The organism is Stenotrophomonas sp. PS02298 (assembly GCF_029959445.1).
Classification (GTDB): Bacteria; Pseudomonadota; Gammaproteobacteria; order Xanthomonadales; family Xanthomonadaceae; genus Stenotrophomonas.
Genome location: NZ_JASCOR010000033.1, coordinates 1 through 26,358 on the forward strand (window position 1 = coordinate 1; position 26,358 = coordinate 26,358).

The 26,358-nt window shown below is 66.2% G+C and carries 24 protein-coding genes; 8 read left to right on the forward strand and 16 right to left on the reverse strand.

What is annotated here, in order from left to right:
- Positions 1-76: 76 nt before the first annotated feature.
- Complete coding sequence (locus QMX78_RS07315) at positions 77-1,663, reverse strand: alpha/beta hydrolase (RefSeq protein ID WP_282268010.1); 1,587 nt, start codon at positions 1,661-1,663, stop codon at positions 77-79.
- Between the two features lie 179 nt (positions 1,664-1,842).
- Between QMX78_RS07315 and QMX78_RS07320 the strand changes: the two genes are divergently transcribed.
- Complete coding sequence (locus QMX78_RS07320; RefSeq protein ID WP_282268016.1) at positions 1,843-3,552, forward strand: sensor histidine kinase; 1,710 nt, start codon at positions 1,843-1,845, stop codon at positions 3,550-3,552.
- Entirely contained in the window at positions 3,540-4,241 is a 702-nt protein-coding gene (locus QMX78_RS07325; protein ID WP_282268017.1) for a LytTR family DNA-binding domain-containing protein, read from the forward strand. The genes QMX78_RS07320 and QMX78_RS07325 overlap by 13 nt, the downstream gene beginning before the upstream one ends.
- Before the next feature lie 216 nt (positions 4,242-4,457).
- Here the strand turns inward: QMX78_RS07325 and bla are convergent, their stop codons facing one another.
- Positions 4,458-5,342: a subclass B3 metallo-beta-lactamase gene (bla, locus tag QMX78_RS07330; RefSeq protein ID WP_282268018.1), complete on the reverse strand. Its 885-nt coding sequence runs from the start codon at positions 5,340-5,342 to the stop codon at positions 4,458-4,460.
- A gap of 292 nt (positions 5,343-5,634) precedes the next feature.
- On the opposite strand from bla, the gene QMX78_RS07335 reads away from it, so the two are divergent.
- On the forward strand, positions 5,635-7,320 hold the full coding sequence (locus QMX78_RS07335) for a hypothetical protein (RefSeq protein WP_282268019.1): 1,686 nt from the start codon (positions 5,635-5,637) through the stop codon (positions 7,318-7,320).
- Here QMX78_RS07335 and QMX78_RS07340 read toward each other — a convergent pair.
- The 12 genes from QMX78_RS07340 to QMX78_RS07395 all read right to left on the reverse strand — a co-directional run bounded on the left by QMX78_RS07340 (position 7,314) and on the right by QMX78_RS07395 (position 18,772).
- A complete protein-coding gene (locus QMX78_RS07340) occupies positions 7,314-8,399 on the reverse strand; it encodes an AAA family ATPase (RefSeq protein WP_282268059.1) in 1,086 nt (361 codons plus the stop codon). The genes QMX78_RS07335 and QMX78_RS07340 overlap by 7 nt on opposite strands.
- 2 nt (positions 8,400-8,401) lie before the next feature.
- Positions 8,402-8,971, reverse strand: coding sequence for a nicotinamide riboside transporter PnuC (gene pnuC, locus QMX78_RS07345; RefSeq protein ID WP_282268020.1), 570 nt, complete (start codon positions 8,969-8,971; stop codon positions 8,402-8,404).
- Positions 8,968-10,317 (reverse strand): AMP-binding protein, encoded by a 1,350-nt coding sequence (locus QMX78_RS07350; protein ID WP_282268021.1) that lies wholly within the window; start codon positions 10,315-10,317, stop codon positions 8,968-8,970. Before QMX78_RS07350 ends, pnuC begins: the two co-directional genes overlap by 4 nt.
- 8 nt (positions 10,318-10,325) lie before the next feature.
- Positions 10,326-10,907, reverse strand: a complete 582-nt coding sequence (locus QMX78_RS07355; protein ID WP_282268022.1) for a hypothetical protein — start codon at positions 10,905-10,907, stop codon at positions 10,326-10,328.
- 22 nt (positions 10,908-10,929) lie between these two features.
- Positions 10,930-12,747, reverse strand: a complete 1,818-nt coding sequence (locus tag QMX78_RS07360; protein ID WP_282268023.1) for a hypothetical protein — start codon at positions 12,745-12,747, stop codon at positions 10,930-10,932.
- Positions 12,708-13,700 (reverse strand): hypothetical protein, encoded by a 993-nt coding sequence (locus tag QMX78_RS07365; protein WP_282268024.1) that lies wholly within the window; start codon positions 13,698-13,700, stop codon positions 12,708-12,710. The genes QMX78_RS07360 and QMX78_RS07365 overlap by 40 nt, the downstream gene beginning before the upstream one ends.
- A 1-nt stretch (position 13,701) precedes the next feature.
- Positions 13,702-15,297: a MoxR family ATPase gene (locus QMX78_RS07370; RefSeq protein ID WP_282268025.1), complete on the reverse strand. Its 1,596-nt coding sequence runs from the start codon at positions 15,295-15,297 to the stop codon at positions 13,702-13,704.
- Positions 15,298-15,343: 46 nt separating this feature from the next.
- On the reverse strand, positions 15,344-15,808 hold the full coding sequence (locus QMX78_RS07375; protein WP_282268026.1) for a DUF6265 family protein: 465 nt from the start codon (positions 15,806-15,808) through the stop codon (positions 15,344-15,346).
- The gene (locus QMX78_RS07380) at positions 15,808-16,446 is read right to left on the reverse strand and encodes a glutathione S-transferase family protein (RefSeq protein ID WP_282268028.1); all 639 of its coding nucleotides are present in this window, start codon (positions 16,444-16,446) and stop codon (positions 15,808-15,810) included. Before QMX78_RS07380 ends, QMX78_RS07375 begins: the two co-directional genes overlap by 1 nt.
- Positions 16,447-16,520: 74 nt before the next feature.
- Positions 16,521-16,859 (reverse strand): hypothetical protein, encoded by a 339-nt coding sequence (locus QMX78_RS07385; protein ID WP_282268030.1) that lies wholly within the window; start codon positions 16,857-16,859, stop codon positions 16,521-16,523.
- 15 nt (positions 16,860-16,874) lie between these two features.
- The gene (locus tag QMX78_RS07390) at positions 16,875-17,765 is read right to left on the reverse strand and encodes a sulfotransferase (RefSeq protein ID WP_282268032.1); all 891 of its coding nucleotides are present in this window, start codon (positions 17,763-17,765) and stop codon (positions 16,875-16,877) included.
- Positions 17,762-18,772, reverse strand: coding sequence for a glycosyltransferase (locus tag QMX78_RS07395; protein ID WP_343239198.1), 1,011 nt, complete (start codon positions 18,770-18,772; stop codon positions 17,762-17,764). The genes QMX78_RS07390 and QMX78_RS07395 overlap by 4 nt, the downstream gene beginning before the upstream one ends.
- A 175-nt stretch (positions 18,773-18,947) precedes the next feature.
- On the opposite strand from QMX78_RS07395, the gene QMX78_RS07400 reads away from it, so the two are divergent.
- Both QMX78_RS07400 and QMX78_RS07405 read left to right on the forward strand, forming a co-directional pair.
- On the forward strand, positions 18,948-19,658 hold the full coding sequence (locus QMX78_RS07400; RefSeq protein WP_282268036.1) for a response regulator transcription factor: 711 nt from the start codon (positions 18,948-18,950) through the stop codon (positions 19,656-19,658).
- Complete coding sequence (locus QMX78_RS07405; protein ID WP_282268038.1) at positions 19,655-21,112, forward strand: HAMP domain-containing sensor histidine kinase; 1,458 nt, start codon at positions 19,655-19,657, stop codon at positions 21,110-21,112. The genes QMX78_RS07400 and QMX78_RS07405 overlap by 4 nt, the downstream gene beginning before the upstream one ends.
- 40 nt (positions 21,113-21,152) lie before the next feature.
- On the opposite strand, the gene QMX78_RS07410 is transcribed toward QMX78_RS07405, so the two are convergent.
- Entirely contained in the window at positions 21,153-22,517 is a 1,365-nt protein-coding gene (locus QMX78_RS07410) for a glutamate--cysteine ligase (RefSeq protein ID WP_282268039.1), read from the reverse strand.
- Between the two features lie 203 nt (positions 22,518-22,720).
- On the opposite strand from QMX78_RS07410, the gene QMX78_RS07415 reads away from it, so the two are divergent.
- From QMX78_RS07415 to QMX78_RS07425, 3 genes are all read left to right on the forward strand, one after another.
- The gene (locus tag QMX78_RS07415) at positions 22,721-23,419 is read left to right on the forward strand and encodes a VIT family protein (protein WP_282268040.1); all 699 of its coding nucleotides are present in this window, start codon (positions 22,721-22,723) and stop codon (positions 23,417-23,419) included.
- 3 nt (positions 23,420-23,422) lie between these two features.
- The gene (locus QMX78_RS07420; protein ID WP_282268042.1) at positions 23,423-24,256 is read left to right on the forward strand and encodes a helix-turn-helix domain-containing protein; all 834 of its coding nucleotides are present in this window, start codon (positions 23,423-23,425) and stop codon (positions 24,254-24,256) included.
- A 100-nt stretch (positions 24,257-24,356) separates the two neighbouring features.
- Positions 24,357-25,334, forward strand: coding sequence for an MBL fold metallo-hydrolase (locus QMX78_RS07425; RefSeq protein WP_282268044.1), 978 nt, complete (start codon positions 24,357-24,359; stop codon positions 25,332-25,334).
- Between the two features lie 281 nt (positions 25,335-25,615).
- Here the strand turns inward: QMX78_RS07425 and yihA are convergent, their stop codons facing one another.
- Complete coding sequence (yihA, locus tag QMX78_RS07430; protein WP_282268046.1) at positions 25,616-26,257, reverse strand: ribosome biogenesis GTP-binding protein YihA/YsxC; 642 nt, start codon at positions 26,255-26,257, stop codon at positions 25,616-25,618.
- Positions 26,258-26,358 lie beyond the last annotated feature (101 nt).

Genomic DNA, 26,358 nt, shown 5'->3' on the forward strand with positions numbered 1-26,358 from the left:
TGGGGTTTCGTTCCGAAACCCCACTCTGACCCCGGTTTTGCCTCTGACCCCGGTTTTGACCTGGTGTTGCTCTGGCTTACAGCTTGGCCCTGTCAGTAACAAACACCGGCAGCGGCACATCCAGCACGTCCGCGCTGAGCCCGCGTCCGGCCAGGAAACCGGCAATGTTGTCGGCGATGCCCGGATTGCCCACCCACATCTCGTTGTCATGGCTGGCACCGCGCACCAGCAGCTCCTTGCCGTGGCTGAAGCCGGGCAGCAGCGCCTGGGCATTGGCATGCGGGGTGCGGCCGTCGAGCGTGCCGCTGATGAACAGCACCGGCACGTCGCTGCGCAGCGGCGCACGGAAAGCTTCACCCAGGTCCAGCATGCCCAGGCCATCAGCAACTTCCGGGAACGGGAAGTTCAGGGCGTCGCCGAGCAAGCTTTGGCGGGCCTGCGCCGCCGCCAATGCGCGCCGCTGCGGGCTCTGCCCGGAGGCCACATCCATTGCCGTGGGCATGGCGCGCCAGCCGCCCAGACCCTCGCGCACCATCAAGGCGATCGCACCGAGCAGGTCATAGTTGCCGGCCTCGGCCTCACGCAGTGCCAGCGGCAGCATGCGCTGGGTGGAGCGGCGACCAAGCGCGACCGCAATCGCCATCTGCGCATCGAACTCGCCGATGGTCACTTTCCTGTCCCCGTGCATCGGGCTGCTGCCCTGCCCCGGCTGCTCCCGCAGTTTGGCCAGCACGCGTTGTGCCGATCCCTGCAGATCCTCGAAGCCGTCCTTCCTGGCGATGACCGCGAGATCCGCCAGTAATGCATCGGCCGTCAGCGGCAGCTTGATCGAATCGTCCGGGCCTTCACTGCCCATCAGCACCACGCGCTCCACGCTGTCCGGATGGCGGCGCACCGTGGCCAGCGCCAGATGCGTGCCGTAGCTCATGCCCCACAGGCTCAGCTTGGGCAGCGCCATCGCCTTGCGCAGGTACTCGATATCATCTGCGCTCTCGGCGGTGGTGTAGGCGCCCATATCAACCCCAGCGTTCTTCCAGAACGCAAGGCAGCTGACCAGGGATGCCTTCACTCCGACCAGCGCCGCGTCGCGCTGCAGCGGTTTGGCATCATCGAACTTGTGTTCGTGCGGGCATTCCGGGGGCATCTCGGAGAAGTCGGTGCCGCGTTGATCAAGCAGCAGCACATCGGTCTCACGGCGGACCCGGTCGAACACCGGCCAGCGCGGGCCCAGCGCGGTGCCGAAGCCCGACCCGCCCGGGCCACCGGCCAGATAGACCACCGGTGCACTGCGGCCATTGCCACCGGTCGCCGGCAAGCGCACGACACGCAGGCGGATACGCGGCCCGTTCGGCTCACTGTGGCGACGCGGAACTTCGAGGAAGGCCTCTTCAGTGGCGATGGTGCCGTTGCCCTTGGTCTGCATTGCATAGGGCGCAAACACCAGCGGCGCAGCCGAGTCCTTGGCCAGCGCCGGCGAGGCGCAAGCCAGGGCAAGGCACAGCGCCAACAGGCGGCCGCTACGTCCCAGCTTCCCCTTGCCGGTCACAAGCACTCCGCCAGCGTCGCGTTGATGCCCAGCGACAAGCGAGGCGTTTGAAGGAGCCGCCAACGACTGCAGGCACGGGCGGCAAGCACTGGAAACGAACAGAGAGTTGTTGGACATGGCAGGCTCCGACTAAGTGGGAAGGTGGGTGTTGCCGTGGCCCCGACAACCCGGAAAAACCTCCCGTTGCCTCGCCACGGAGCCAGCATCCCTCCCTCAACGGCGCTTGCGGGGCGCGCGTCCGCCGAACAGCTCCAACCCACCGCCCAGCGTCTCCGCGCAGCCGATACGATAGGCCCATGCCGATCCTACGAATCCTGAGCGTACTGGCCGTGCTGGTCTTCGCGGTCGCCGCATGGCTGGCTGTGCTGCTGCGCGACGTCAACAGCGTGCAAGTGCTGAGCGGAGAGATGGCGCCCGCCAGCGTCACCGCTGCTGGCGGCTTGCCGACCTCGCCGCCTGCGGACATCAGCTGGCAGCCAATCGATCAACAAGCGCTGGCCAGCTGGCGCGGCCCGTACTGGCTGCGCTGGCAATCACCCGCGTCCACCCAGCCTGACGATGGCGGCCGCGCCCTGCGCCTGTCGCTGCGTGGCGCCAGCCAGCTCTACTGGAACGGCCAGCCGATGCCGGGCAATGGCGTCGTCGGCACCAACGTCGAGCAGGAACGGCCCGGCCAGGTCGACATCACCCGCGTACTGCCGCCCTCCTCACCCACGGGCACCGATGAATTGCTGGTGCTTGCGTCCAGCCATCATCAGCAGTTCGGCCTGTACAGCGCCGATGCCCTGGTTGCGGTGGCGCCGGCCGTGGTGTTGTACCAGCGCATGGTCCTGCCCTGGCTGATCGCCGCCCTCGCCACCGGTGCACTCGTCGCAGCCTGCCTGTACTTCCTTGCGCTGCAGCACGGCCGACCGCAGATGCCGGGCGGGCGACTGCTGCTTGCGCTGTGCGCGGTTGGAATCGCTTTGCCGGTGATCGAAGGCTGGCGCCCGCTGTTCGGCTATCTCTATCCATGGCACGGCCTGCGCCTGTATGCGCTGCTGGCGTTGCACGTGGCCGCGGCCATGCTGCTGCCTGCCTACCTGGCGCGACGCTACGGCGTTGCCGTGCCCAAGGGCCTGGGCATCGCCTACGCGACCACACTGGTGATGACGGCCGTGCTGCTGCCCAGCTTCGACATCCGTTCGGCGGTGGCGCTGCTGCTGAGTCTGCTGGCCTCGTCTGCGCTGCTGCTGCGGGCCAATGGTGAGCGCGAAGAACGCTGGCCGATCCTGGCCTTGCTGGTCGCCGGCGTACTGGCCTTGCTGTTTGCGCCCGGGGCCTTCCTCGATGGCCCCTACTTCCTGCTGCTCGCGGTGCTGGTGGGCTTCCTGCTGCTCTGCCATGCGGAGCAGGTGCGGGCCCTGGACCTGCACAATGCACGCCTGCGCGAAGAGCGCGCAAATCTGTCGCTGCAGCTGCTGCAGCGTGGCATCCAGCCGCACTGGCTGATGAATACACTCACCTGCCTGCAGGAACTGATCGAACAGGCTCCGGCAAAGGCAAGCCGTCTGGTCGAATCGCTGGCCGAGCAGTTCGATCGCCTGCGCGAAAGCAGCAGCCGACAGAGCGTGCCGCTCAGCGAAGAACTGGCCCTGTGTCGCAACCATCTGGATATCGTCGGCCACGCCCTGGATCAGACCATGGTGCTGGAAGTCGACGCCAACGACCTGCAGCTGTCACTGCCGCCCGGTGTGCTGCATGCACAGGTCGAGAACGCCTTGACCCACGCCGGCGCGGTGGCCTGCGCACAGCGCCCATTCCGCCTGCGCGTGCAGCGCGACAAACAGCACTGGATCCTGGAACTGCGCAGCGCGCGCGGCTCCGCGCCGCATCGTGGCCAGGGCACTGGCACCCGCTACATCGAGGCCAGCCTGGCCGCCTCCCATCCCAATCGCTGGCACTACAGCCAAGGCGCCGATGGCGCCGACTGGTGCAGCCGTATCGAGCTCACATGCGCATACTGATCGTCGAAGATGAGCCGCTGGTCCGCCAGCGCCTGCTGCGGCTGTGTACGGAAATCGCGGGCGCGCGTGCGCGCTTCGATGCGGTCGCCGACCTCGATGCCGCCGGCGACCGGTTGCAGCGCAGCGTCTACGACGGCCTGCTGCTGGACCTCAACCTCGGCGGTGAGGACGGCTTTGATCTGCTCCGCAGCGCAGTCGCCGGCCGATATCACTGTGTTGTTGTATCCGCCCACCGCGAGCGCGCGCTGCTGGCCTTTGAGCACGGCGTGCTGGATTTCGTACCCAAGCCGTTCTCGCGTGAGCGCCTGGGCCAGGCACTGGAACGCCTGCTGGATGTAGGCCGCTACAGTTCCGGCCGCGCACGCTACCTCGGCATCTGGCGCGCGCAGGGCACCGCCCTGGTCGAACTGGCCGACGTGCAGTGGATCCGTGCCGACGGCGACTACAGCGAGCTGCGCATGCGTGATGGCCGCAGTGAACTACATGACAAATCATTGGCTGGCCTGAGCGCGATATTGCCGCCGGACTTCATCCGCTGCCACCGTTCCTACCTGGTCAACCTGCGCCATGTCAGCACCTTGCATTCCGGTAGCGGCAGTCGGTACTGGCTGGTACTCAATGGCGGCGGGGAGCTGCCGGTCGGGCGTGCCCATGTGGCCGGCCTGCGGCAGGCACTCGCGCTTGAGTGAACCAGCCGACGACATGAAAGCGAGCAGACTCCGCAGCCCGGGTAAGCGCAGCGCACCCGGGAGCTGGCAGAGCGGTGCGAAGTCGCGTGCCCATACAAGCACATCAACGCCATATCTGACTCAACGATTCCCCGGGTGCGCTGCGCTTACCCGGGCTACGTGGTTACGCTGAAGATCTCAGGCAGTTCGTCTGCCGATGGAATCTGCGGCGCCTGCTCAAGGGCTCTGGGGCGTTGAACGCGCCTTGCTCAACGCGTCCTCAAAACTCTCCTTGTGCTCGTCCACCAGCCCGGCGAGCAGGCCAGGGTCCACAAATGCATTCTCATCGCCATCGGCGCGTTGCGCCTGCCGCTCAAGGATGCCGGTGGTATCGGGATGGCCGCTCAGGACGATGTCCGCCTGCATCGCGCCAAGCTTTGCAAACGTCGCGCGGAAATCCTCGGCGATCGTCGGGTAGCTGCGATTCCCGACCAGCGTGTTACCGGCGACGGTAATGCTGCACAGGAACAACACCTCACGCGGCGTGCCACGGTCATTCACAGTCATGCTCCAGCTGGTGCAACCGGCGGTGTGCCCCGGCGTGAGATGCGCCGTGAGCTCGACGTCACCAAGCCGCAGCTTCTGCCCATCGCTGACGACCTCATCCAGCTTGATCGGATCGAAGGGCTGGATGCCGTAGTTGTTGTCGCCCTGGTTCCTGCCGTTCTCAAGCGCCCAACGGTCGCCAGCGCTGGCGGCATAACGCGCACCGGTGTCGCGTTTGAGTGCGGCCATCGCGCCGACATGATCCGCATGGGCATGGCTGCTGAGCAACAGCCGCACATCATGCAGCGGCACACCCAGGCTTTCGATGTTGCGCTCGATCTGGTCCGCATTGGCAGCAAGCGGAGCATCCAGCAGGATCGCCCCCTGCTCCGACACGATCAGGTAGGCCGCCAGTCCCTCGCTGCCTACGTAATAGATGTTGTCGACGATATGAAATGGTTTGATCGGTGTCGTCCAGTCCGCGGGCGGTCCAGCCCACGCCGCCGCCGACGACACCGCTCCGGCAAACACCATCGCCGCCACCTGCAATCTCCTGCGAATTCCCTGCTTCTGCATCATCTCTGCGCCTTGTCCAATACGTGCAGGAACTGTGCGCCGTAGAGGAGATTGCGACAAATGCGTAGAACTGGGCCGAGCCATGAGTTTTCCTCGGCCTTCGCCTATCCGCGGGCAGGCACGCACGATACGTGCCAGGCACCTCGCCATCCGGCGATGAACGGCCGGCGTCCGCAGCACACCGTAATTGCGATTCTCCGGTCTGCAATTTTTACGGTGTTTTCATCGCGGCGTATCACCACCCAGCCGCGCCCAGCAGTATCTTCGCGTCCATCCGCCCCGAGAAGCCACAATGATCCGTCGATCCTTGTCCCTGCTGCTTCCGCCCCTGTTTGCGGCTGCAGCGCTGTCGGGCTGCGACGCTCCCGACAACGCAACCGCCGTTGCCGATAAGGCCCCGGCAGCAGATGCCAATGAACTCCCGTTGTTCGACACCTTCGGCGACCTGCACCGCGACATCGGCAGCAAGGTGCCACTGGCACAGCGCTACTTCGACCAAGGGCTGCGTTTGGCCTATGGATTCAACCATGAAGCCGCCGGGCGCGCATTTGCCGAAGCCGCGCGTTTGGACCCGGAATGCGCGATGTGCGTCTGGGGACAAGCCTTGGTGATTGGGCCAAACATCAATCTGCCGATGGATCCGGCGGCCGCCAAAGATGCCACGGCATTGGCGGCGCGTGCCGCCTCCCTTGCCACTGGCGCGCGGCCCGTCGACCAAGCGTTGATCCAGGCACTGCAGAAACGCTACAGCGATCCCGCACCAGAAGACCGCAGGCAACTGGACCATGACTACGCCGACGCGATGGCAGCGGTAGTGGCGCAGTTTCCTGAAAACGATGATGCCGCCACGATGTACGCGGAGGCCTTGATGGATCTCTCGCCGTGGGCCTATTGGCAGGATGGCAAGCCCGCCGAGTTCACCCAGGCATTGGTCGGCGAGCTGGAGCGCGTGCTGGCGCGCAACCCGCGCCATATCGGCGCGATGCACTACTACATCCATGCCCTGGAATCCTCGCCCGAGCCAAAGCGTGCCGAGCCCCACGCCGATGCCTTGGCTGCGCTGGCGCCGGGTTCCGGCCACCTGGTGCATATGCCCGCGCATATCTACATCCGCGTTGGCCGCTACCACGATGCAACCCTGACCAACCTGGCCGCTACCACCGCCGACAAGGACTTCCTCGCGGTCTGCCATGGCAGCAATGGCGTCTATCCGCTGGGCTACGTGCCGCATAACTGGCACTTCGCCACGATGACCACGGGACTGACCGGCTCACGCACACTGTCCATGCAGGCCGCCAAACAGACGGCCGATCGGGCGGACCGCACGGTCATGGGCGAGGCCCCGATGCAGTTCATGCAGCAGTTCGTGGTGGCACCGCTGCTTACCCAGGTCCGCTTCGGCGATTGGGACGGCATCCTCGCCGACGCCAGCACCGCAGACGAACTTCCCTATCCTGCCGCGATCCGCCATTTCGCCCGCGGCATGGCACATGCCCGCAAAGGCGCACTGGCCGAAGCAACACGCGACGCCGACGCCCTGCATGCCATCGCCGCCGATACGGCAATGGCGCAGGTCAGCTTCTTCGACATCAACCATGCCGACGGCGTGCTGCGTGTGGCCGATGCACTCCTGCGTGGCGAACTGCTACGCGCGCAGGGAAAACACGGCGAAGCGATCACCGCCTTGCGAGAGGCTGCAGCCGCCGAAGATGCCCTGGCCTACAACGAGCCCGCCGACTGGCCGCTGCCGGTGCGTCCCTACCTGGGCGCCGCGCTGCTGGATACAGGTGATGCGGAATCCGCAGCCGAAGCCTTCAGTCAGGACCTCAAGACCTATCCGGCCAATGGCTGGTCGTTGTTCGGACTGGCACAGGCACAACAGGTGCTGGGCCAGGCCGATGCGGCAGCCGAAACCAAACGCCAACAAGCAGCAGCCTGGCAATGGGCGGATGCGCCACTGGCAGCCGCGCGCTATTGAGCCAACAGCGCTGGCCGCGATGTGGCTGCATCCACAGCCGGCTGCAGCTCGGCCATGGCCGCCAGCGCCGCCGTCTCGCGCTGCTGCCAATCGCCGCCCAACTGGCGGAAAGGAATCTGCCGGCTGCCAAGCTCACGCAGATACCAGGCATGCTGCCAGCGCCGGAACGCCTCGTCGCGGCGGGTGCCGTCCTGCACGAATGGAACATCAGGGTCACACAGCAACACCAGGTCATAGCGACGCTGCGACAATTCCAGCAAGCACGGTTCGGCGCGCCCAAACATCGCCTCGGCGTACAACAAGGTGGTCAACGGTGAGGTGTCGCATACCAGCCAGCCGGTGGCGGCACCCAGCAGAGCTTCCTCCCGCGCCACCTGGGTCTGGGCGATATGCAACAGATCCGTCTCCTGCAGCTGCCCATCCTGTGCCTCCCACAGCTCGCGGCCATACTCCGCCGCGTAGACACTGTCGCAGCGCGTGGCCAGTGTCCGGGCCAGCGTTGATTTCCCGGTGGATTCACCGCCCAGCAACACCACCCGTCTGACGAAATCGCGATACACCTGCGGCGCCAGTTGCTGCCGCTGCGCATGCAGGTCCGCGCGCACTGCAGTACCCGATACCGGCACGCTGCGCCGTGCCGGATCGACCTCAACGTGCGCCACCGCGCGGCCGCCATGCAGTTGCTGTTGCTGCGAAAGCACTGCGGCGAAACCGGGCCCGTAGTCCTCGCTGGTGAACACCAGATCCACCTCGCTCTGGATCACCTCGCGCAGCAGCCAGGCCATGAACAAACGATGCGCCTCGTCATCCGCATCGTTGTGCGGCAGGCACTGCGCAGCCAGCCCCAGACCTTGGCAATGTGCGGCAAGGCGGCTGTCATCGAGCACCCAGTGCTCCGCATCCGGATACAGCGCTCGCAGCCAGGCCTCGCGTCGCGCAGGTGCCATCCCGGGAAACTCGGGCTTGGTGTAACTGACCACGACCAGGCGCTCGCAAGCGGCCTGTGCATGATCCAGCAGCAATTGGTGGCCGCGATGCAACGGGCAGAACTTGCCCACCACCAGGCCAACCCGCAGCATGCTCACGCAGCCGTGCCCTGCTCGCGCCACAACCGGCGCCAATGCCGCCACGCCAGCCAGGCGTTGATCCAATAGGCGGCATACAAGACAGAAGTCAGGGTGAGCCCGCGCGAGGCGTACAGCGGCACTGCGATGGTGTTGACCAACACCCACACCGGCCAGGTCTCGATGCGCCTGCGCATCAGCAGCAGCTGCGCCAGTACCGACAGGCACAGCACCGAGGAATCGGCGAACGGCGCGTAGGCGTCGGTGAAGCGATGCAGTACAAGCCCGTAAGCGCCGCCAGCCAGCAGCGCTCCGGCGCCCATCAGCAGGAAGCTGCGCAACGGCGTGCGTTTGATCGGCAACGCTTCATGGCTGGCGCTGGCGTGCCAGTTCCACCAGCCGAACATGCTGGCCACGACGAAGAACACCTGCAGCAGTACATCGGCGTACAGCTGGGTATGCCAGAACAGCAGGCCGAACAGCGAGCAGCCAATGATGCCGGTCCACCAGGTGTGCACGCTATTGCGCGCCGCACACAGGATGGAGGCGGTGGCGAAGGCGTTGGCGGCGATTTCCAGTGCGGTCATGCGCCCAGGCCTTCGGTGAGATCGGTGGTGTATTGCAGCACTTTGTCCTCCACGTGCATCAGCACGACCTGCACCGGCAGGTCGTCCAGGGTATGTTGCAGGGCCGCTTGCGCCTGCTGTGCGTAACCGCCCTCGGCGACTGGCAGATGCAGGCTCACGCTGCCATCGCCGCCTTGATGCACACGAAAGCGCGACAGCGGCAGCGGCGCCAAGGCGTGGGTCAGGTCGATGTTGTTGATCCAGCGGCCACTGCGGGTGCGGTAGCGTACCGGTCGCCTGCCCTGCAGGTCGACAATCATCGGCACATCACCACACATCGCCAGCGCGCCACGGTCGCCAGTGCGGTAGCGCAGCAGCGGCAGGCAGAAGTTGAAACCACCGGTCAGGGTGATCTCACCGACCTGTCCATCCGCAACGGCACGACCGGCATCGTCCAGCACCTCCACATACATGCCCGGCTGCAGCAGCACATGACCACCGGCGGCGGCGTCATGCACCGCCAGCGGGCCGGCTTCGTTCATCGAATATATGTCCAGTACCGGGCAGTCGAATCGTTGCTGCAACGCCTGCCGAAGGCCCGGCGACAAGGCCATCGAGACCGACAGCAGCGCGCGCGGCCGGTGGCTCAGCCCCAACTCCAACAAGGTAGCGAAGGAGATCGGATCACCAGCGATCACCTCCGGCTGCAGCGCATCGATGTAGCGCGTACGGTCGTCGGGGTGACGCCACTCATCCGGATGCAGGTTGATCTTGGCCAGCCCGGACTCGTCCATGCTCGGCGTCACCGATACATAGGTGAAGCAACGCCGCTGCATGCCCAGCAGCATCACGCCCATCTGCCCGCGACCGTTGCGCAGCTGTACGCCCGCGCGCGCCAGCGCACGCTTGTGATAAGCCAGATAGCGACCGGCCACGACTGGATGCGATGGCAGCACCAGCGGGTGGCCGGTGGTACCGGTGGTGCGGAAATTCATCATCCGCTGCAGCGGCACCGGATCCGGCACGAACTGGGCGATGTCGGCGGCCAGGTCACCGCGATGGGTGGTAGCGATGTCCTCGAAACATGCGGCACGACCACGCGCGCGAAAGTACGGCACCTGTGCGATCACCTCATCGACGAAGCCCCCCAACCACGGCGGGGGTGACCCCGGCTGCCACTGGAAACCAGCGCCCAGGATGTCGTCTTCGTACCCGCGCAGTTGCTGCACTTCCTCGGCGAGCAGTCGATTGCCGCTCTGGTTGCGGTAGCGCGGTGCTGCCGGGTGCTCGCGCATCCGCTTCAGCATCGCCCTGCCCGCTTCGCTCAGGGTGGGATAGCGCTCGCCGTCGTGCGGGTCTTGATTCACTCGCGCGTTCACTCGCGCGTCCATTTGTCCGCCGATTCCTCGGCGGCCTTGCGTGCCAGCGCCTCGCGGATGGCACGCGCGCGCGCTTCAGCAGCGCGGCTGGCTTCCAGCAGGCGACGGCGCTCGACACTGCTGACGCTGGCCAGGCGATCGGCTGCCTGTGCCGCGGTTTCACCCGCAGGCAGCAAGCCAAGGCGGGCGATGGCGGTACGCACCAGCTCCTCGCGCCGGTCCGGGTCGTGCAGATAGCGGTTCACTGCGGCCTCCGCTGCCAACGCGGGCACCGCTTCGGCAAATACCGGCAGCAGCGCCTCGCGCGGGAAGCGCAGCGCGTGCCAGGCCTCATCGGCGAGCAGCCACGCCATCACCGCGGACAGACTCAGCTGGTTGGCGGTGACCGCGGCCAGGTTGCCGGACAGGCTGGCCTGCAACGCAGCAGGCAAGGCGACGCCGTGCAGGGCCAGCACGTCATTGACCACGGCGGCGACCTGCAGCTGTCCTTCGCGGCCGCGCCGTGGCGGATCGAGGAAGTCCGGTGGTGTGTCGATCAGGCGACGCAGCAGGGCGTCCAGCGAGGCGCTGTTGCTCATGGCGGGTTCCGTAAGGTGTTTTTCATTGGCCTGCACCGCCCAGCGACTGGTAATGGCGTTGGCTGAAATCACGTGCGAAGGCCAGCAGATCGGTCATGTCACGCACGACGTGGATATCCCAGCCCTGCTCGCGTGCGCGCAGCAGGTCCGCGGTCCACCCCTTGGCGCCGACCAGGCTTGCCGGCAACGGACTGTAGAGATTGAGCGCCATGGTGCCGCCAGCCCGGCCCGCGCGCAGCGCCTGCGCGGCGACATCCCAGCCGCTGTTGCCGCGCTCGTCCTGCTCGAACATGGTGGTGATGCCATCGTCGGAGATATGCAGGATATGCACGGCACGCGCAGCCACCGGCCGCTGCGCGTAGGTGCTGCGCAGGCGATGGATGGGGAAAGCCGTTGCGCCACCGAAGTAACCCACCAGCACCTTGAGGATGTCGTCCTCGCTGCGCACGAAACCATCGGTGTGCAGGCATTGCTGCTTGCCGCTCCACAAGGTGGCCTGCACGCGCGCACCCGCACGCAAGGCCGACAACGCGATCACCGCACCGGCCAAGGTCAGCCATGAGGTGTCCTGCTGCGGATCGGGCATGGAGCCGGAGCTGTCCACGTACAGGTCCAGATCAATCGGTTCGTTGGCCGGCTCATTGCCCGGCGCCGGCCCCATTACCCGCTGCACGGTGGTCACGCCCGGCACCACGGTGGGCGACTGCATCAAGGTCTGCAGCCAATCCACCGCGTCCAGCGGATCGCCCGGTTCCCAGGGCTCCAGGCCTTCAAGTTCAAGCTCCTGCGTCTGCGGCTGCGGGCTCACCGGGAAGCGGATCAGGTGCGGCAAGGCACGTTCGCGGTAGTAGCGCACGGCGAATTGCTGCGGGTCCATGTCCAACCCCGCCGCACGCAGGATCTCGCCGTACTCGAACGGCTCGCGGGTCTGACCGTGACCAAGCGCGCGGGCTGGCAATGCGTCCTCCGCCACCTCGTCTGCTGCGCCAGCATCTTCCTCGCCAGTGATGCGCGGATCGAGCGCCGGATGCAGAACCGGCGCGAGTTCGTCTTCTTCCAGCCGCTCCAGTCCCACCGGTTGACTGCCGCGGCCGGCATGGCGGGTATCCATCAGCGCGTCGACGCGCGCGTCACTGATCGTCTCCAGCAAGTGCGGCAGCAGCAAGGCACTGAAACGGCTGGCACCTTCCATCCATTCGCCAGCATAGGTGCGGATCACCCGCGCGCCCAGCCAGGCATCGCCGCGCAGGTCTGCAGCTTCCAGCGCTGGTCCGCCGAGGCTGCCTGCCGGCTGCTGCCACAGCTGCTCATAGATGCCCATGTACAGCTGCCACAGCGGCGAACTGCCGCTGGCGCTGGTGGCAAGGCGCCGGTAGATATCGGCCATGCGCAGGCCGCATTGGCGTTGCAGGCGGTCGTTGATCAGCAGGTCGGTATAGAGGTTGGCGACCATCGGCGCGTGCGCTTCCAATGTTGGCAATGCGCGATGGATGCGCGCCAGCAGCCGCGCGTGGTCAGTGGCCGTGGCTGGTGCGAGCACGTGATGGCCTATCTCGTGGGCGAGGATTTCGCGGGCGTGATCCTGCAGCCCCAAACGCTGCACCTGCGGCAGATCGATCACCACCCGCTGGTCGGCCAGGCGGATCATCGCGAAGCTGCCGGTCAGGCCCTCCTTCGCTGCCTCGACGCTGCTGGCGCACAGGCGCGGATCCTGCAAGCGGGTGAAACGGCTCCAGTCGGCCAGCGCCAGTGGCCAGGCGGCGCGCCAGTTGGCCAGCAGGCTTTCCTGCTCGGTGCTGCTCATGCCGCGCCCGGCAGCAGGCGCACGTGGTGCGACCACGGCGAATACAGGGCGATGCCGGCCGGTCCAGCCACCGCCGCAAGGTCATCAGCTGGGGCGGCGTAAACGATGTTGGTCGTGCCAATACGCGCGCCCTGGCTGTCGATTGAAAGCTGCGTGGCCGGCGTGACCCGCGCGGCAGCAAACTCCGCCGCACTGGCTGGCAACACCACACCACCGAAGGCATCGGCAATCAGCAGGTAATGGCGGTCGCCGCTACGTGCGATGAAACCTTCCGCGCTGGCGCGCAGCTCCGGCGGCGCAGCGAATGGGCCGCCCAGCCCGGTGAAGCCGCCAACCGTCTGCCCCTGCACGCTTGCCGCTGCACCCTGCGGGTGCCACCAACGCTCGCTGCCGAGCTGGCTGCGCAGCGACGGCCACTGCGCGCCGTCGACGCCCAAAGCCTCTGCGGCCAATCCGGCAGGCAGACCGTCGGCCTGCGCCAATGCCGCCACGCGCAGATGCGCCATGCCGGCCTGCCATGCACACAGCGCGCCGACACTGCGCAAGGCCGCCGTGCTGTCGCAACGCGGAGCCAATGCGGCCATGCGCTGCAGCCATGCGTCAATGCGCACACCCGGCACCTCGTGCATGCGCACGACCGCATTGCTGAGTGCGCCCAGCGTCTCCAGCGGCGCAGCTGCGATCAGTGGTGCGGCAGGTACTGCCAGTTGCTGCCACGCGGCATCTACCCACGGCAGCCGAGCTGCCGGTCCCGCGAGTCCCTGTGCAATCAGCTCCAGGCCCAGCTCGAAGGCCACCTCGGTGGCCGCCGGCATCGCGGCTTCATCCACTGCGGCAATCGCCAGGCACAAAGGGTCCAGCGTCTGCGCGACAAAGACCGAGAACGCCGCGGTATCCAGAGTGGGCCAGCGTCGCCTTGCTTCGGCAACCTGCTGATTGAGCAGGCTGCGGCGCGATGCCAGCAGGCCGGTCAGTGCGGGTGACAGCACCTCAGCGCGCCTGCTGCCAATGCAGGTAATTGGTATAGCGCTGGTGCAGGTACTTGAGCTTGAGCAGATCGTCGTACAGATGACCGTAGAGCTTGCGGCCCTTCACCCGTTCCTCCACCAGCCGTTCGATGCGCGTGAGACGCGCACGCGTCTCGCGCTCGCTGACGCCATCCAGGCCGCGCGCGAACTGCGCGGACAGCTCGCCGACCGGATCGTTCCGATCCAGGTCCAGGCGGTCGTACTCGGCATTGGAGCTGTCCAGCAACCAGCGCAGCCAGCTGAGCCGGTCACTGCGGTAAGCCGCGTTTTCCGGCAGCGCGAAGAACGGCGCATCCAGATCCGGTTGCAGCTTGTCGTTGAGCACGAACGGCAACACCTGGCGCACGTCGTCCAGCGCGACCGCGGCATTGCCACGGAACCAGGCCAATGCCTTGGCGAACATCAGCAAGGTCATCAGGTTGCGTACCGACAAACCATTGCGGGTCTGGCAACCCAGGTCCTTCATGCGATCACGGCCGGAATCGGCAGCAATCGCCTGGGCCCAGTCAACGCCGGCCAGGCGCACGGTGTCCTTGGTCAGGTATTCGAACTGTGCACCCGCGGTTTCCATCAACTCGAACTGGCTGCTGAAGAACTCAATGCGCCTGCGCACGTCCTGCGGCACGTCCACCGCGCGGATCTGCTGCAGCATCAGGTCGCCTTCTTCCTCGCTGAAGATGATCTCGCGCGGTACCACTTCTTCCGGACGGATGTTCTGCTCGATGCGCAGCAGCATTTCTTCGAGGAAGCGCGGGTTGAAGGCCAATGCCTGCACCACCACGTCGATGCGGTCGCGCAGGGCCTCGATCACCTGGTAGGTGCCACCGCCACGGTCGTCATTGGCGGTGAGGTACCACGCCGACTCCGGGCATTCGTAGACCTGGTTGAGCACTTCGGCGTAGTTGTCGCCCATCACCGTCAGCAACGCGCTCTGGGTGCGGGTGGGGATGCGGTTGTACTCGTCGATGATCTTGACCCGCATGCCCAACCAGCTGCGCCACGCGATGCGGATCTGCGACATATCCTGCGCGGCGACCAGATCGGCCGGCAGCGGGTTGCCGAGCAGGTCGGCGATGGTCATCTGCGGGTGACCATGCTGCATGGCGCGACGCACCTCGCGCACCGGGTAACCGGCAAGCACGCCCATCAGGATCGCACTGGCGGTCTTGCCCCGGCCGGGGCCGCCGACGAACAGGCATTTGCGGCGGGTGGCGAAGGTCAGCAGCGGCAGCAGCACGTAGCTGGAATAGCTCTGCGCCGATGGCAAGGTCAGCTGGCGGCGGGTGTCACCAACATTGAAGCTGGCCGACGGACCGGCGTGGTACTCGATGTCGTAATGCGGGCTGATGATGGCGTTGTTGACGATCCAGAAGTAGGCCTGGCGCAGCTTCTCGTCCAGCGCCAGCGGCGCGGCATCGGCGGCATCGGCCAGCTGCACCGGTCCTTCATACAGTTCGGCCACATCGAAGGTCCGCGCCACCGGCTCGGCCTTCGGGTTGGTTGGCGCCTGCGACAGGCGCTGGAACAGGTTGAATGGCGACACCGGGCGTCCCTTCATCACGGAACCCGGATTCTAACGTGGGGGCCGTGACGTCGGCCGCCGCTCAGTCAGTCGGTTGCGCGGCCTGCGCGAACTCGAACACCTGCACACGTTCGCCAGCGGAGACGGTGGCTGTCAGCTGCCGGCCGTTGCGCTGGTAGGCGATCCGCTGCGGGAAGTCATGCCGGAGGTTCTCGAACACCACCGACTGCGCGCCCTGCTCCACCAGTGCGAACCTGACCGGCGCGGGATTCCCAGCAACATCGGCGACGTAGTACAGCTGCCCGCCTGCATCGATGATGCGCAGACGTTCCTGGAATTGCAGTTCGCCTTGCCGATAGCTGCGGCCCTCGCCTTCGAGAACATCCGCCTGCCGACGCCATTGCTCAGCGCCGCTCGTACCGGCTGCCATGCCGGTGCGCTGCCAGTTGCCCAGCAGCCAATCCAGCGAGGACAGCTCCGCCGCAGCTGCGGTCACGGCGCTGGCTACACCGGCCAGCAGGACCAAGCAGAGCAAGAGCCTGCGCATCAGCTACGCGGCGGGATCAGTGCATCATCCAGGGCGCTTGCCCGCTGCCAGGCCGGGCGGGCACGCAGGCGCTCGCCATACGCGGCAAACGCATCGCGTGGCGGCATGCTCTTGAACATCTGTCCCCACAGGATCTGGCTGCCAACATAGACATCGGCCGCACTGAAGCGCTCGCCAAGCAGCCACGGCGACGCCGATGCGGCCAGCTGCTCCAGGGTATCGATGGTCTGCTCGAAGCTGCCGTAGCCAACGGTGCCAGCCTTCTCCAGCGGGGCAAGCAGGCCCAGGGCCTTGGCGCTGACAGCGGCTTCCACCGGTCCGGCAGCGAAGAACAGCCAGCGCAGGTAACTGCCACGCAGCGGATCATCCACGGCGGGCGCCAGCCCTGCAGCGGGAAACGCATCGGCCAGATAGGTGCAGATCGCGGCAGCCTCGGTCACCACCACGCCACGGTGCACGATGGTCGGCACCTTGCCCATCGGGTTGATGGCGAGGAACTCCGGGCCCTTCATGCTCTGGCCGTACACCAGCACCTCGGTGCGATACGGCTGGCCCAACTCCTCCAGCATCCAGCGCACGATGCGCCCGCGTGACATCGGGTTGGTATAGAAGACGATCTCTTCTGCCGTGCTGCCCATGCGCCTGCCTCCGGAGGATGAGGCGGCAGTCTAGCAACTGCGCCCCAGCACTGGGACAGGTGAATGTGCTTGGCTCAGCGATGTTCGCGCGGGCGCGGCGGTGGTGTAGGTGGCTCCACGCCTTTGCCCTTGAGGCAGGCATCCATGGCTTGCCGGTCGAGCCTGGGCCGTGCCGAATCGCCTTGTTCCGCTGCCTCGGCCGCAGGACTACCTGCCTGTTCGGCCAGGCAGGCGTCAAATGCCTTGGTGAATGCCGGATCACGTGACAGCGAAGGCGGCGGGCCACCGGGTCCACCACGATGCGGGCCAGGCGGCGGGCCATCCTGACAGCGTCCAAACGCGCCGCAGCCGGCTAGCGACAGCACCAGCAGCGAGGCTGCGAAGGGTGTGAATTTCTGGAGTGACAAGCGCATGGGAGTGCTCTGGGCTCAATAAGGAAAGGGGCGCCGCGTTGCGGCGAGCAGGTCATCGGACAACGGGATCAGGCGCGCACGGATATACGCGCGTCGTGCGGCATCGAAGCAAAGCTGGAATTTGCGGCGATCATGCAACGCCTCGCCCGCGCCCTGTTTCCAGGGTTCATCGCTACGGACCAGAACGCTCAGATCAACGGATCCTGCCGTCGCGCAATCGACGACATCGCAACCGAGGAACGCAAATATCCGCGCCAGTTCCTGCTGCGGTTGCGCGATGAGCTGTTCGTAGCGCACCCAGAGATGGCGCCGATCATGCAACCACGCCCCGCTTTCAACGACGGCTCGATTCCAGCGATCGATCGCACGATCGACATCCGCGTATACATGCCAGGGCCGATAGCGCGCGGCAGCGGCATGCAGCGATGCCACCACTTCTTCGCCATCGCGCAGCAGGTGGATCACCCGTGCATCCGGCAGGTGCTTGCTGACCGAGCGCAGATAGAACAGGTGGTCTGGGGTTTTCTCCAACCAGAGTTGTCCGCCGGAACCATCGCAGTGCGCCGCCATCGCATCTGCAAACGCCTGCAGCTGCGCGCTGACCGGGGCGAACGCCGATGGCGATGCAGCTGCCAGTTCGGGAACGCCAGCCCAGGCACGCCGGACCTGTCCACCCGGAACCCACCCCAGCCACGCCTGCAGCGCATGCCGCACGCCATGCAGCTGTTTCCAGCGCCACGCCCGCGCTGATTCGCGATGGCGGTCGCCGTAGCGCAGCAGACGCTGCAGGAAATGCGTTTCCGGCAACGAGACGATATCCGGATGCGTGCTCAGCAAACGTTGCAGCAAGGTGGTACCAGAGCGCGGACAGCCCACCAGGAATACCTGGCCGATGGCAGCGTTCATTCCTTCACCCGCAGCAGCGCCGGCATGGACCGCCGCTGCAATGGCAACCCTTCCGTGACCACGCGCTGGAAGCGATGGATGAAGGCCTCCTGATTGTCCACGAAGTGCTCCCGCGCCTGCCGCGACATGGCGTCCAGTGCAGCGTCGGAAAGCCGCAACGCGCGTGTCACCGCGAGCTCGATGCCCGCCGGATCGATGTAATAGCGCCATGCAAGGTCACGTTTGATTGCCTGTGCCGGCAGCATCAGCAGCCCGCGCTGCGCAGTGACCAGTTCATTCATTGGTTCACCGTCGGTGGTCAGCGTCACCGCGCCAACGCTCAAGGCTTCCATCAGGTAATGACCGTAGCCTTCGGTCTCGGAGGGGCAGATATGGAACAGGCATTGGTTCTGCAACCTGCGTAGCTCCGCCTCATCGAGCACCGCGATGCGATGGTCGATGTTGTCCGCGATCACCCGCTCGCCAGCGGTGCGCGGATTCTGCACCACGATCAGCAGCGGCCACTGCGGATGCCTGCGCCAGGTATCCAGCAACACCCGCGTGCCCTTGGCGCTGCTGCGCCCGGCCAGATGGAAGAACACCCGCTGCCGCGCTACATCGGGAAGCAGGCGGTCCTCGCTGGTGAAGCCGATGTATCGGGTGGTGCAACCCAATCCAGCAAAGATGCGCTCGGCGTGACGGGTCTTGCACAGCACCGCATCGAACCTGGCCAGGCTCGGGTGCCAGCGCGGCAGGAACCACTCCGGATTGGGCAGCAGGAAATTGCGCTCCGCCAATGGCAGGCAGCGCGGGTAGACCCGCTCGGAAAAAATCTGCAGCGGCACCCGCCCCTGCAACAGGCGGCGTCCCCACAGACCGGCCACCTGCGCGCGGGTACGCCCGGTACTGCCGAATCCCACCCTCTCGGTGGCGAATCGCGGCGCCAACAGGCGCTGCATCAGATCCAGGTCACGGCTCAGGCCAACACCGTTTTCGCGGCTGATCAAACGAACGCGTGGGGCTGTCATCGTGGAGTGCGCCAGAATGGGATGGCGCACTCTAGGCAGCCGTCTTCACCGCCGGATGCTGAACCGGGCGACAGGCCGCTGGGCGCTGACAAACATTGACAAATTGGCGCGCTATGATGCGTCGCGCGGCCCCGGATGCGGAGTCCCCCAGCACGGTCGCAGCGAAAGGAAGCCCATGCCCACCCATCTCCTGGTGGTCGACGACGATCCCGATCTGCGCAACCTGATAGCTGACTTCCTCGGCCAGCATGGTTATAGCGTAGCCACCGCCGAGAGCGCAGCACAGATGCGCCTGGCCATGAACAGCCAACGCCCCGACCTGGTGGTGCTGGACGTGATGATGCCCGGCGAAGATGGCCTCAGCGCGATGCGCCAACTGGTCGGCGAACGCAACGCGCCGCCGGTGATCATGCTCAGCGCACTGGGCAGCGACACCGATCGCATCATCGGCCTGGAAGTGGGCGCCGACGACTATCTGTCCAAACCCTGCAATCCACGCGAGCTGTTGGCGCGCATCCGCGCCCGCCTGCGTCGTACGCAGGCCGATGCCGAACAGACCCAAAGCCCACACCCGGTCTACGAATTCGGCGGCTGGCGACTGGATGCACTGCGGCGTGACCTGCGCGATCCCGATGGTGTCTACGTCACCTTGTCGGACAGCGAGTTCACCCTGCTTCGTGCCTTCGTGGAGCATCCGCAATGGGTGTTGAGCCGCGACCAGTTACTGGACAACGCCCGCAACCGCGGCAGTGACGTCTACGACCGTGCCATCGACAGCCAGATCAGCCGCCTGCGCCGCAAGTTGAATGACCGCGGCCATCCGGAACTGATCCGCACCGTTCGCAACGAAGGCTATCTGCTGCTGCCCACGGTGCGCCGCCTGTGAAAGCGCTGCCGATCTTCGCGCGCACCTTCCTGTTGCTGCTGGGCGCATTGCTGGTGGCATTGGCCTTGGGCATCGCGCTGTTGTTGACCATGCCCCCGCGGCGCCCGGCCGACATACCACTGTCGGAAGTGGTAGCACTGTTGTCCAGTGAACTGCCATCGACCAACGACCGGCTGACCGTCTCCGACAGCAGCGAGCGACCGGCCTGCCCGGAAGGCCATCGCCAGGACCCTTTCATGAGGATGCGCCTGGCTCGCTGGCTGGGGGTGGCCGAGGACCAGGTGAGCTACTGCAACGGCATGCGCATGCCCGGCCTCGGTCCCGGCAGCGCGTTTCACCGGCGTCCCGCTGGTCCCGACCGGGCGGCAGTGTTTGAGCCAGCGGCCACCGACGAAGCAGGGACAGAACCTGCCGTACCACCAGCTGCCCGCCGCCCGCCCCCCATGCGCGATGCGATGCCGCCTGGGGATGACGGCTTCCCCGCCAATGCACCGCTGTTCGGCAACTTCGTTGCCGCCACACGCAAAGCCGATGGCCATTGGCGCAGCGTTGTACACCGCATGCCCGGACCATTGCCCAGCGTCGCTCGCCAGGTCGGCCTGTTGTTCCTGTGTGGCGCAGTGGCGATGCTGCCACTGGCCTGGTGGTTTTCGCGCGCCTTGTCCGCACCCATAAGCCGCTTCGCCCAAGCTGCAGATCGCCTCGGCAGCCATCCTGGCGCTGCGCCGCTGGACCGCAGCGGTCCGGCCGAACTGGCGCGCGCGGCGGATTCGTTCAACACCATGCAGGCACGCATCAACCGCTTGCTGGACGAGCGCACCCGCACCATCGGCGCGATCGCCCATGACCTGCGCACACCGCTGGCGCGGCTGTCATTCCGCCTGCAGGCACTACCAGCGGAAGCACGCGACAAGGCCAGCGCCGACATCGACGAGATGAGCCGGATGATCGCTGCCGCGCTGGACTTCCTGCACGGCCAATCGCAGCCGGGCCCACGCGACCGCCTCGATTTCGCCAGCCTGGTGGAAAGCGCGGTCGGCGACCTGGCGGATACCGGCCAGGACGTGATGCTCACTGCCGCCGAGCCGGCGGTCCTGTTGGGCGATCCGTTGGCTCTGCGGCGTGCGGTATCCAACCTGATCGACAACGCGCTCAAGTACGCCGGCAGCGCGCGGCTGCAGCTCTACCGCGACAACGGCAATGTCGTGCTTGAGGTGGATGACGACGGCCCCGGCATCGATGCTGCGCGCGAGAATGAATTGTTCCTGCCGTTCGCGCGTGGTGACGAATCACGCAACCGCGATACCGGCGGCATCGGCCTGGGCCTGTCAGTGGCACATGGCGTGGTGCTGGACCACGGCGGCAGCTTGCGCCTGCACAACCGCAGCGAAGGCGGCCTTCGTGCATTGATGACGCTGCCGTGCCTGCCTGCCGATCAAGGCGCGCTTGCTTGAACGCAGCAACCCGATACCCGATCAGGTTGCACGCGCGGACTCAATAGGCGAACTCGCCGAACAAGGGATCGACGCTGCCATTCCAGCGTCCATGGAACAGCTCCAGCTTGCGCTCGGCCGCGGTCTTGCCGGAATCCACGATCTCCTGCAGCACATCCAGGAAGCGCGTTTCATCCTGGCCATCGGCATTGAGCGCGGCACGACGGCGCAGGCCATCGCGCGAAATCGCCAGGGCTTCGCGCGCCAGGTCGCGCACCGTGCCATTGCGGAACGACAGGTTCATCGCCTGCCTGGGCACGCCATCGCGCAGCACGTTGCGTTCGGCGAGGCTGAAGTCCTTGACCAGGTCCCAGGCAGCATTCAACGCGGTCTCGTCATACAACAAGCCAACCCAGAACGCCGGCAGCGCGCAGATGCGGCTCCACGGGCCGCTGTCGGCGCCGCGCATTTCCAGATACTTCTTCAGCCGTACTTCCGGGAAGGCGGTCGTGGTGTGATCCGACCAGTCACGCAGGGTCGGCAACGCGCCCGGCAACACCGGCAACCTGCCCTGCAGGAAATCACGGAAGCTCTGCCCGCTCGCATCGTGGTAGATGCCATCGCGGTAGGAGAAATACATCGGCACGTCCAACAGATAGTCGACGTAGCGCTCGTAGCCGAAACCATCCTCGAACACGAAGTCGAGCATGCCGGTGCGGTCCGGATCGGTATCGGTCCAGATATGCGAGCGGTAGCTCAGGTAGCCGTTGGGCTTGCCCTCGGTGAACGGCGAATCGGCGAACAGCGCGGTGGCGATCGGCTGCAACGCCAATGACACGCGGAACTTCTTCACCATGTCCGCTTCACTGGCGTAATCCAGGTTGACCTGGGTGGTGCAGGTGCGGGTCATCATGTCCAGGCCGAGCGAACCGACCTTGGGCATATAGCTTTTCATGATCTGGTAGCGGCCCTTGGGCATCCACGGCATGTCCGCACGTGCCCACTTGGGCTGGAAGCCCATGCCGAGGAAGCCAAGCTGCAGCTCACTGGCCACCTGTGCGACTTCATTGAGGTGGCTGCCGGTCTCCACGCAGGTCTGGTGGATGGTTTCCAGCGCCGCGCCCGAGAGCTCCAGCTGACCGGCCGGCTCCAGGGTCACCGAGGCACCATCGCGCAGCAGCGCGATGGTATTGCCGTTCTCCTGCACCGGCTCCCAGCCGAAGCGGGTCAACCCATCGAGCACCGCATTGATGCCACGCTCGCCTTCAAAGGTAGGCGGGCGCAGGTCATCCAGGCGGAACCCGAACTTCTCGTGCTCGGTGCCGATCCGCCATTGCGACTTGGGTTTTTCACCCGCCGCGATGCTCTGGACCAACTGGTCGCGGTGGGTGATGGGTGTGTCAGCGACGTGGCTCGGGCTCGACAAGGGCAGGCTCGCAGAATTCTGGTCAGGGCGGGAAGGTGGGGGCCAGCCCCCGCCATCGCAAGGGCGCACTATATCGTGGCGCACATTGCCATCGTGTCACGGCAGCGGTTTTCAGCGTCCTAAAAAAGCAGACTTGACCGCCGCTGGCGCTGCGGCTGCGAGTCATTCCGCGGCTGACTGGGCACTCGTCCTACACTGTAGGCATGAGTCGCCCCCATCATCGTGAAACCCACCGTTCGGACCGCGTCGGCTGGTTGCGTGCCGCCGTGCTGGGCGCGAACGACGGCATCGTCTCGGTCGCCGGCCTCGTTGTCGGCGTGGCCGCAGGCGGCGCCAGCTCCTCGGCGATCCTGGCCACCGGCATCGCTGGCACCGTGGCCGGCGCCATGTCGATGGCGGCTGGTGAATATGTCTCGGTGATGTCCCAGGCCGATGCCGAACATGCCGATCTGGCCATGGAGCGACGCGAGCTGCGCGAAGACCCGCACAGCGAGCTGCAGGAGCTGGCCGGCATCTACCGCCGCCGCGGCCTCAGCCCCGAACTTGCCCAGCAGGTTGCCGAGCAGCTGACCGCCCACGACGCCCTCGCCGCGCATGCGCGCGACGAGCTGGGCATCACCGAGGAACTGCGCGCCCGCCCGCTGCAGGCGGCGGCAGCGTCAGCCAGCGCCTTCATCGTCGGCGCGGCACTGCCGGTACTGACCGCACTGCTGGCCCCGCATGCGCTGGTAGCGCAGGTGACCACCGCCGCCACCCTGGTCGGACTATGTATCACCGGTGCACTGGCCGCGCGCGCCGGCGGCGCCCCCGTGCTGCGCGGCGCGTTGCGGGTGGTTTTCTGGGGCGCATTGGCAATGGCCGCCGCCGCAGCCATCGGCCACCTGTTCCAGATCACCGTGTAAGCGATGACTACCGAAGCCGATCCCACACTCCACTTGCTGGCTCAGCTGTCCTCGCTGGTCGATTGCGAGCGTGCCGAAGGCTACGCCTGCATCACCGCGCGCCGCGAACACGGCGCAAGCTCGGTGGACATTCCGCAGCCACAGTTCGCCATCCTGCTGCAGGGCCGCAAGCAGGTCCGTACCGCGCAGCAGTCGCTGGAATTCGGCCCGGGTGATCTGTTCCTGATCACCCGCCGCAGCCGCATCGACGTTGTCAATATTCCCGATCCGCACAGTGGCCTGTATCTGAGTGCCATCGTGCCGCTATGCCCGGAAGTGCTGGCTGCAGCGCGCGCCTTGTGGAGCGACGCCCTGCCCGATGCCGGCAATGCGCTGGCATGTCTGTCGCTGGCCGAACACGGTGCGGCCCTGCTGCAATGGCGGCAGGCATTGCAGGACGGCCACTACACCGAGGCGCGACTGGCCCTGGCCGCACTGGTGGTGGCCTTCTGCCGTCGTGGCCATGGCAGCCTGCTCGCCGCGCCCGAGCCCGGCCTGGGCGATCGCATCCGCGATCTGGTCGCCGCGCAGCCGGAACGCGAGTGGCAGTCCCGTGATTTCGAATCGCACCTGGGCATCAGCGGTGCCACCTTGCGGCGGCGCCTGGCCGGTGAACAACTCAGCGTGCGCGAACTGGTAGCCGATGCGCGACTGGCACATGCCATGCAGCTGCTCTACACCACCCGCCTGCCGCTGAAGACCGTGGCAGCGCGCGCCGGTTATCGCTCACTGGGCAGCTTCAACAAGCGCTTCGCCGCGCGCTACGGCCTGGAGCCTGCGGCAATCGGCAACAGCTGATCGTGATGCGAGCGTTTCGCGCAGCATTGTGAGCGAAACGCGGCGGCACTCAAGCGCAGCATTGAGTTCCCGCGGCACAGCCGTATCTGCAGGAACCCCCATGCGCATCCTCCCCCGACACCGTATCGCCGCCGCCTTGCTGATCCTCGCCGTCAGTTGCGCCGCGCAGGCGCGCAGCACGCATGTCGTGCAGCAGCAGGTTGCCGGTGTCTATCACCAGCAGATCGGCGAGTTGCAGGTCACCGCCTTGTTTGACGGCACGGTGGCATTGGGTCGGCAGGAGCTGGTCGGCATTGATCCCGGCGCGGTCACCCGCCTGCTGGAGCATGGCTATGTACCGGAGGATGGCAAAGGCCTGCAGACCGCGGTCAACGCCTATCTGGTGCAGCGCGGCGACCACCTGAGTTTGATCGATACCGGCACTGCACAATGCTTCGGCGCTGATATCGGCCTGGGCCAGGTGCTGGGCAACCTGCGTGCCGCCGGCTACGACCCGGCCGATGTCGATGACGTGCTGCTGACCCACGCCCATCCGGACCATATGTGCGGCCTGCTGGATGCACAGGGCAAGCCGGCCTTCCCGAAAGCCACGGTATGGCTGTCGCAGGCCGATGCCGCCTATTGGCTCGATCCGGCCAGCGAAGCCACTGCCCCGCAGCCGCTGCGGTTCGCGTTTGGCCTGGCCCGCACAGCGGTGGCGCCTTATGTGGCCGCCGGCAAGTTGCACCGGTTCGGTCAGGGTGAGCCCCTGCCGGCAGGGATCGCCGCACTGGACAGCCACGGCCATACCCCCGGCCATGTCTCGTACCTGCTTGAGGGTGGCAGCGGCCAACAGCTGCTGGTGTGGGGCGACATCGTGCATTTCCATGCGGTGCAGTTCGCCCGCCCGGATGCCGCCTTCGAGGCCGACAGCGACCGCACCGCCGCCATCGCCAGCCGCCGCCGACTGATGGCCGAAGCATCCGACCAGGGTTGGTGGGTGGCCGGCGCGCACCTGCCGTTCCCGGGGCTGGGGCATGTGCGTCGCGCCGGTGAGGCATTTGCGTGGGTGCCGGCTGAGTTCTCGCCGTTGAAGTGAGGCTGTTGCTGTTGCCGTTGCCGTTGCCGTTGCTGTTGCCGTTGCCGTTGCTGTTGCCGTTGCTGTTGCTGTCCCCTCTCCCGTTTACGGGAGAGGGGTAGGGGTGAGGGAAGCTCTTGCTCTGGCCTTTGCTCCCGCAACAACCAAAAAACAAAAACGCCGCCCTGACAAGGCGGCGTTTGTTGTGCGGTGGATACTGACAGACCATCAGCTTCGCGGCTTACGCCGCTCCCACAAGCCAGACATTTTCAGCTTCGCGGCTTACGCCGCTCCTACAAGCCTTACGCCGCTCCCACATCCCCTGCACCGTCAGCTGCCGGCGGGTTCAGGCCCAGCCAGCCACCGATGATGCCGCGCGCTTCGTCCACGCCCTGGCGCGATTCGCCGGAGAAGGTCTGCACGCTGACCGTGTCACCGAAAACCGAGTGCAGTTCCTTGCGCACCTTCTGCAGGGTCTGCATCTGCTGGCCACGGCCGAGCTTGTCAGCCTTGGTCAGCAGCGCATGCGCCGGCAGGCCGCGCTGGACCGCATACCCCAGCATCTGCCGGTCGTAGTCCTTCAGCGGATGACGGATATCCATCACCACCACGAGGCCCTTGAGGGCATTGCGGGTGCGGAAGTACTGGTCGATGAAGGCCTGCCAGTGCGCCTGCAGGTCCAGCGGCACCTTGGCGTAGCCGTAGCCGGGCAGATCGACAAGGTGCGCCTCGGGGGTTACCTCGAAGAACACCAGCTGCTGGGTGCGGCCAGGGGTCTTGGAGACGCGGGCCAGTGAATTTTGGCGGGTCAGCGCGTTGAGCGCGCTGGACTTGCCGGCGTTGGAGCGACCGGCAAATGCCACTTCGGCCCCCAGATCCGGCGGCAACTGCCGGGAATTGTGGGCGGAAAGGTGGTAACGGGCGCGTTCGATGAGCAATGACATGGGCATAGGATCGCATGTTGCGACGCCGCGCGTCGGCCTGGCCGCTGTCCCGGGACCACCGACCCGGCCGATTTTGCTGCACTGCTGCGTTGACCGTGCCG